The sequence below is a fragment of the Streptosporangium sp. NPDC006930 genome, from assembly GCF_040635605.1.
GTDB lineage: Bacteria > Actinomycetota > Actinomycetes > Streptosporangiales > Streptosporangiaceae > Streptosporangium.
In genome coordinates this window covers 267,047-273,558 of the sequence record NZ_JBEYID010000011.1, presented here as the reverse complement: position 1 = coordinate 273,558, position 6,512 = coordinate 267,047, and the positions used below count along the sequence as shown (strand labels likewise).

The following is a 6,512-nucleotide window of genomic DNA, read 5'->3' as shown; positions in this document are numbered from 1 at the left end:
CCTGAGAACAGCTCCGGCCAGCGCACCGGCGTCCCGCGCACGTACAGCCGGGCGGGCGCCGCCCGGGGGGGGGCGGGGGGCCCGCCGGGGACACATGAGAAAGGGCCCGGCCGCTATGCGGCCGGGCCCTTGGTTCCCCGTACTTCCGTACGAGCCGTACGGGGGGTCGGTACGGGGTCCTAGTGCGAGCTGGCCTTCTCGGCACCGATGCCGGTGAGCGAGCGGACCTCGATCTCCGCGTACTTGTTCGCGTTGTACTCCTTGCTGAGGCGGGCGCCGATGAACCCGGCGAGGAAGCCGATCGGGATCGAGACGATGCCCGGGTTGCTCAGCGGGAACCAGGCGAAGTTCGCGTCGGGGAACAGCGCGGTGGCGCTGCCGGAGACGACCGGCGAGAAGATCACCAGGATCAGCGCGGAGGCCAGGCCGCCGTAGATGGCCGAGACCGCGCCCGCGGTGTTGAAGCGCTTCCAGAACAGGCTGTAGAGGATCGCGGGCAGGTTGCCCGAGGCCGCCACGGCGAAGGCGAGCGCGACCAGGAAGGCCACGTTCTGCCCCTGCGCGAGGATGCCGAGCCCGATGGAGACCGCGCCGATGACGAAGGCCGAGATCCTGGCGACCAGGACCTCCTCCTTGTCGGTGACGTTGCCACGCTTGAACACGTGCGCGTACAGGTCGTGGGCGAAGGAGGAACTCGACGCCAGCGTCAGGCCGGCGACGACCGCGAGGATCGTGGCGAAGGCGACCGCCGCGATGACGGCCAGCAGGATGGTGCCTCCCACCTCGCCGAAGATCGCCTGGCCGACCGCCTCGGCGAGCATCGGGGCCGCCGTGTTGCCCGCCTTGTCCTGCGCCACGATCGCCTCGCCGCCGACCAGGGCCGCCGCGCCGAAGCCGAGCACGAGGGTGAGCAGGTAGAAGGTGCCGATGATGCCGATGCCCCACAGGACCGACTTACGGGCCTCCTTGGCGGTGGGGACCGTGTAGAAGCGGATCAGGATGTGCGGCAGGCCGGCGGTGCCGAGGACCAGCGCGAGGCCGAGGCTGATCAGGTCGATCTTGCCGGCGAGGCCCTGCGCCTCGGTGCCGTACTTCAGGCCCGGCTCCAGGAAGGCCGCGCCCTTGCCGCTCTGGGTGGCGGCCTCGCCGAGCAGGCCCGAGAGGTTGAAGCCGTAGTGGCCGAGCACCAGCAGGGTGACCAGGGTCGCGCCGCCCATGAGCAGCACGGCCTTGACGATCTGCACCCAGGTGGTGCCCTTCATCCCGCCGACGACCACGTAGACGATCATCAGAACGCCGACGCCGACGATCGTGAGCGCCTTGCCCGTCGGCGAGGTGACGCCGAGCAGCAGGCCGACCAGCGCGCCGGCGCCGACCATCTGGGCGAGCAGGTAGAAGATCGACACCGTGATGGTGGAGACGCCCGCCGCGGTGCGGACCGGGCGAGGGCTCATCCGGAAGGCCAGCACGTCGGCCATGGTGAACTTGCCGGAGTTACGCATCAGCTCGGCGACGAGCAGCAGCGCCACCAGCCAGGCGACCAGGAAGCCGATCGAGTACAGGAAGCCGTCGTAGCCCGACAGGGCGATGATTCCGGCGATACCCAGGAAGCTCGCGGCCGACATGTAGTCGCCGCCGATGGCGAGGCCGTTCTGCACGCCGCTGAAGGAGCGGCCACCGGCGTAGTAGTCGGTGGCGTCCTTGGTGTTGCGGCTCGCCCAGAAGGTGATGCCCAGCGTTCCCGCGACGAAGAGCAGGAACAGGATGGTGGAGAGGGTCTGGTGGTTCATTCGGTCTTCCCCTCGACTCCGTGGCGGATGTCGTCGGCCAGCGGATCGAGCTTCTTCTCAGCGAAACGGGAGTAGGCCCAGGCGATGCCGAACGTCGACACGAACTGGAGCAGACCGAAGATCAGCGCCACGTTGATGTTGCCGAAGACCTTCGTGCCCATGAAGTCGCGCGCCCAGCCCGACAGGACGACGTACAGCAGGTACCACGCGAGGAACGCCGCGGTCATCGGGAACGCCCAGGCCCGAAAACGCCTCTTCAACTCCCGGAACTGGTCGCTGGCCTGAATTTCTTCGTAGACCGACGAATCATGTTGCCTGGCGGTCACGGGACCTCCCAAAATGTGATCTGGATCACGGACAACGTAGGGCTGGACGCTACCCTCGGAGGAGACCCGCATGCGGTCTCTTCGCCGAGGCGCCGCCGAGTCGCGTTCAGTTGGGTGGGGCTTGCGGTGAAAGGTCTGTATCGCACGACGAACGGTCCCCGGGAGGCCGTCCTCACCACCGCCTCGCCCGCAGGGCGTACGCCCCGGCGCCGCAGACCGTCAGGCCGACCACCGCGAGCAGAACGCGATAATCGACGAGCGACACCAGCACGGCACCGGCGAGCAGGGACGACAGCTGGGCGAACCCGATGAGGGACTCGAAGGCGGTGGAGACCCGGCCGACGAGGTGGCCCGGGCTGCGGCGCTGCACCAGGGTCGTCCTGGCCACCCCCTCCAGGGTCAGCCCGGCGCCCGCGACCATCATGGCCACCAGCACGACCGCCTCCAAGGGCGCCATCCAGCAGATGACCGCCATGCCGTACAGGCCGATGCCCGCGCCGATCGCGAACAACTCGCCCCGGCGCGCGATCACCGTGGAGCTCCGCAGGCCCCCGGCGATCGCCCCGAGGCCCATCGCGGTCGAGGTGAACGCGGTGAACTCCGGCGACCTGGCCAGGCCGTGCTCGATGACCGCGAAGATCAGCGACTCGGTCGCCCCGGCCAGCGCGAACATCAGGCAGAGCGCCAGGGCCGCGCGGCGCAACGGCGGGTCGGCGCAGAGGTGGCGGGCCCCGGCCCAGAACTCCTCGCGCCAGCGCCCCGGAGGTGCCGGCGAGACGGGCGAGAGAGGTCTCGGCGCGGGGAGCATCGCGAAGACCCCTGCGGCGACGAGGAAAGTGATCATGTCGAACAGCACGAGCGCGCCGATCCCGAAGCCGGTGTAGACACCCACCCCCAGCAGTGGCCCGAACAGGCGCAGCCCCTGCCGGGTGGTCTGCAGGGCGCCGTTCGCCTCGGCGAGCAGGTGCTCGGGCAGGATGGCCTTGAGCAGCCCGCCGAGCGCGGAGAAGATCACCGCGTACGAGCAGCCCATCGCCGCGGACACCGGGTAGACCAGCCAGACCGTGCCCTGCCCGGTGACCGCGATCAGCGGGGTGAGCGAGATTCCCGACAGCAGGCAGGTGACGACGAGGAGCCTCCTGCGGTCGACCCGGTCGATGAGGTATCCGAAGCAGGGCGAGAAGCACAGGGGCACGGTGAAGAAGAACAGGGTCAGACCCGCGGCGGCGTCGGAGCCGGTGAGACTCTTGGCCAGGATGGCGGGCACCAGCAGCAGCGAGGCGTCGCCCAGCAGGCTGACGGCCATCCCGAAATAGACGAGCCGGAACCGGGATCGGCGCAGGACCTCCGGTATCACCGCTGACCGGCTGACCGGCGGATCGGCGGACCGTCCCGCTCCCGGCGCGGCGCCGTGAACCGGTGCGCCGTCCCGCTCACGGAGAGCCCCGCGGCCGACCGGCGTCCGGCCCGGTTCCCGGGTAGCACGGCAGTGGCGTCGCCGGCCTCGGCGACCGCCTCGTCACCGGAGCCGGCACATACCAAAACTAGTCAGAACAACCGAAATGTCGGTTCATAGTCGTCATTCCGTCACAGCTCATCAGAGCCGTCAAGAGGACCGCGGCCGCCAGTCACCCCGGTCCAGATTGAGGATCTCCGGGGTGTGCAGGCGCACCATCGTGCGGGCCACGTTCGGCGGGATGCGCCCGGGCGTCAGCAGCGAGACCACCACCATGACGAGAAAGGCGATCGGCACCGTCCACGCGGCGGGCTGCGCCAGCAGGGCACCGACCAGGCCGGTGTACGGTCCCCCGCCGATCGTCAGCAGGACCGCACCGCAGGCGAGACCGCCACCGGCGAGCAGCCCCGCCATCGCACCCGCGGGTGTCAGCCGCCGCCACCAGATGCCCAGCACCAGCAGCGGGCAGAAGGAGGAGGCCGCCACCGCGAACGCCAGGCCGACGACGTCGGCGACCGGCAACGAGCGGGCGAAGACCGCCAGAACCAGCGGAACGATCACGGCCAGCACCGCCGCCGCCCGGAACGACCGCACCCCTCCCTTGAGGATGTCCTGCCCGATCACCCCGGCGACCGAGACCATCAGCCCCGAGGAGGTCGACAGGAACGCCGCGAACGCCCCGGCCGTCACCAGCGCCGTCAGCAGGTCTCCGGCCACACCGCCGACCAGCCGTCCGGGCAACGACAACACCACCGTGTCACTGCCTTCCAACTCCGGGAGGTAGATCCGGCCCAGCGCGCCGTAGACCGCCGGCAGCATGTAGAAGGCGCCGAGCAGCGACAGGACCACCAGCGTCGTGCGCCGCGCCGCCCGGCCGTCGGGGTTGGTGTAGAAGCGGACCAGCACGTGCGGAAGCCCCATGGTGCCCAGGAAGGTCGCCAGGATCAGCGAGTAGGTCGAGTAGAGGCCGTACTCCCTGCCCGTCGACAGCGGCAGCGCCCACGAGGCCGCGTCCTGCGCGCTCAGCCCCGGCGCACCGTCGTCATGCCACGCCAGCAGCAGGAACACCAGCGGCACGGCGAGAGCGGTGAGCTTCAGCCAGTACTGGAAGGCCTGCACGAACGTGATCGACCGCATGCCGCCCGACATGACGTTCACCGCGACCACGGCCGCCACCAGCAGGCCCCCCGCCCATTCTGGCGCCCCGGTGATGGCCCGCAGGACCAGGCCCGCGCTCTGGAACTGCGGCATCAGATACAGCCAGCCGATCAGCACGACCAGCACCCCGGCCAGCCTCCGCACCGCCATCGACTCCAGCCGCGCCTCGGCGAAGTCGGGAAGCGTGTACGCGCCCGAGCGGCGCAACGGCGCGGAGACCAGCACGAGCAGCACCAGGTAGCCGCCCGTCCAGCCGACCGGCAGCCACAGCATGTCGGCGCCGTAGGTGAGGATCAGCCCCGCGATGCCCAGAAAGCTCGCGGCCGACAGATACTCCCCGCCGATGGCGGAGGCGTTCCACAGCGGGGAGACCGTGCGGGAGGCGACGTAGAAGTCGGAGGTGGTCCGCGACAGCCTGAGCCCGAACGCGCCGATCAGCACGGCCGCCAGCACCACCAGCACGACGGCCGTCACCCCGTACGCGGTACTCAACGGGCCCTGTCCACCAGCTCGGCGAAGTGGCGCTCGTTCCGCTCCGCCTGCCGGACATACAGCCAGGCCCCGATCACGAACGCCGGGTAGATCAGGCCGCCCAGCACCGCCCAGGGCAGCGGGACCCCCAGCACGTGCAGCGCGCCCAGCTCCGGCACCAGCAGGAACACCACCGGCAGGCCCACCACCACGCACCCCAGCACCGTGCAGACGAACAGGGCCAGACGGAACTGGGTACGGATCAGCGAGCGCATGTAGACCTCACCCAGGCGGGTCTGCTCGTCGATCTCGCGGGTGACCGGGTAACTGGGGTGGCGGGGAGCCATCGTGCGAGGGCTGGTCACCACCTCGCGCCGCGGGCGCTCCTCCTTGCGGGACCGCTCGCCGTCCCTGCGCGGACGCTCGTCCTTGCCTGGACGTTCGGCCTCCCCGCGCGACCGGTCGGCGTTCCTCTGGCGCGGCTCGCCCCCCTCCCCGGGCCCGGCGTCGCCACTCACTCCTGCCTGCCCTTGCGCGCCCTGCGGACCAGCAGATCGCGCAGCTCGCGGGTGTGGCGGCGGCTGACCGGGATCTCGGTCTCGCCGATGCGGACCACGCAGCGCCCCGAGTCGATGTGCAGCTCGTCGATGTGCTTGACCGCGACCAGGTGACTGCGGTGCACCCGTACGAACCCCGCAGAGGACCAGCGCTCCTCCAGCGTCGCCAGCGAGATGCGCACCAGATGGCTGCCACCCGCGGTGTGCAGCCGGGCGTAGTCGCCCTGGGCCTCCACGTAGCGGACCTCGGTGCTGGCCACGAACCTGGTGACACCGCCGAGCTCCACCGGGATGGTGTCGGGGTCGGCACGGCCGGAGCCCTCGACCTCCGGCAGCTCCGCGGAGACGAACACCCTGCGGATCGCCTCGGCCAGCCGCTCCGGCCGCACCGGCTTGAGCAGGTAGTCCTCGGCCTTGATCTCGAAGGCGTCGACCGCGTGCTCCTCGTAGGCCGTCACGAAGACCACCCGGGGCGGGTTGGCGAACTGCGACAGCAGACGGCCGAGCACCACCCCGTCCAGGCCGCGCATCCGGATGTCGAGGAAGACCGCGTCGATCGGCCTCCCGTCGGCGATCGCCCGGTCCAGGACGCGCAGTGCGGCGGCCCCGTCCCTGGCCAGGGAGACCTCTCCGATACGGGGATCGTCCCGAAGGAGGTAGGCCAGGTCCTCCAGCGCGGGAAGCTCGTCGTCCACCGCAAGGACACGCAGGCCGGTCACGCTCACTCCTCCGGGTCGTTCGCGAGGGAATTTCT

6 protein-coding genes are annotated in these 6,512 nt (G+C 70.4%); all 6 read right to left on the bottom strand.

The features are described 5' to 3' along the window. Positions 1-179: 179 nt before the first annotated feature. Complete coding sequence (locus ABZ664_RS21320; RefSeq protein ID WP_362512311.1) at positions 180-1,790, bottom strand: cation acetate symporter; 1,611 nt, start codon at positions 1,788-1,790, stop codon at positions 180-182. Beyond that, on the bottom strand, positions 1,787-2,116 hold the full coding sequence (locus ABZ664_RS21315) for a DUF485 domain-containing protein (RefSeq protein WP_362512308.1): 330 nt from the start codon (positions 2,114-2,116) through the stop codon (positions 1,787-1,789). Before ABZ664_RS21315 ends, ABZ664_RS21320 begins: the two co-directional genes overlap by 4 nt. Before the next feature lie 172 nt (positions 2,117-2,288). Beyond that, positions 2,289-3,473, bottom strand: a complete 1,185-nt coding sequence (locus ABZ664_RS21310) for an MFS transporter (RefSeq protein WP_362512304.1) — start codon at positions 3,471-3,473, stop codon at positions 2,289-2,291. 249 nt (positions 3,474-3,722) lie between these two features. Next, the gene (locus ABZ664_RS21305; RefSeq protein ID WP_362512301.1) at positions 3,723-5,222 is read right to left on the bottom strand and encodes a cation acetate symporter; all 1,500 of its coding nucleotides are present in this window, start codon (positions 5,220-5,222) and stop codon (positions 3,723-3,725) included. After that, positions 5,219-5,719, bottom strand: coding sequence for a hypothetical protein (locus ABZ664_RS21300; RefSeq protein WP_362512298.1), 501 nt, complete (start codon positions 5,717-5,719; stop codon positions 5,219-5,221). The genes ABZ664_RS21305 and ABZ664_RS21300 overlap by 4 nt, the downstream gene beginning before the upstream one ends. Then, the gene (locus ABZ664_RS21295) at positions 5,716-6,477 is read right to left on the bottom strand and encodes a LytTR family DNA-binding domain-containing protein (RefSeq protein WP_350943945.1); all 762 of its coding nucleotides are present in this window, start codon (positions 6,475-6,477) and stop codon (positions 5,716-5,718) included. Before ABZ664_RS21295 ends, ABZ664_RS21300 begins: the two co-directional genes overlap by 4 nt. Positions 6,478-6,512: the final 35 nt, after the last annotated feature.

Coding starts and splice junctions, on each gene's coding strand:
- ABZ664_RS21320 (WP_362512311.1), bottom strand. CDS start 1,790: ATGAACCACCAGACCCTCTCCACCATCCTGTTCCTGCTCTTCGTCGCG.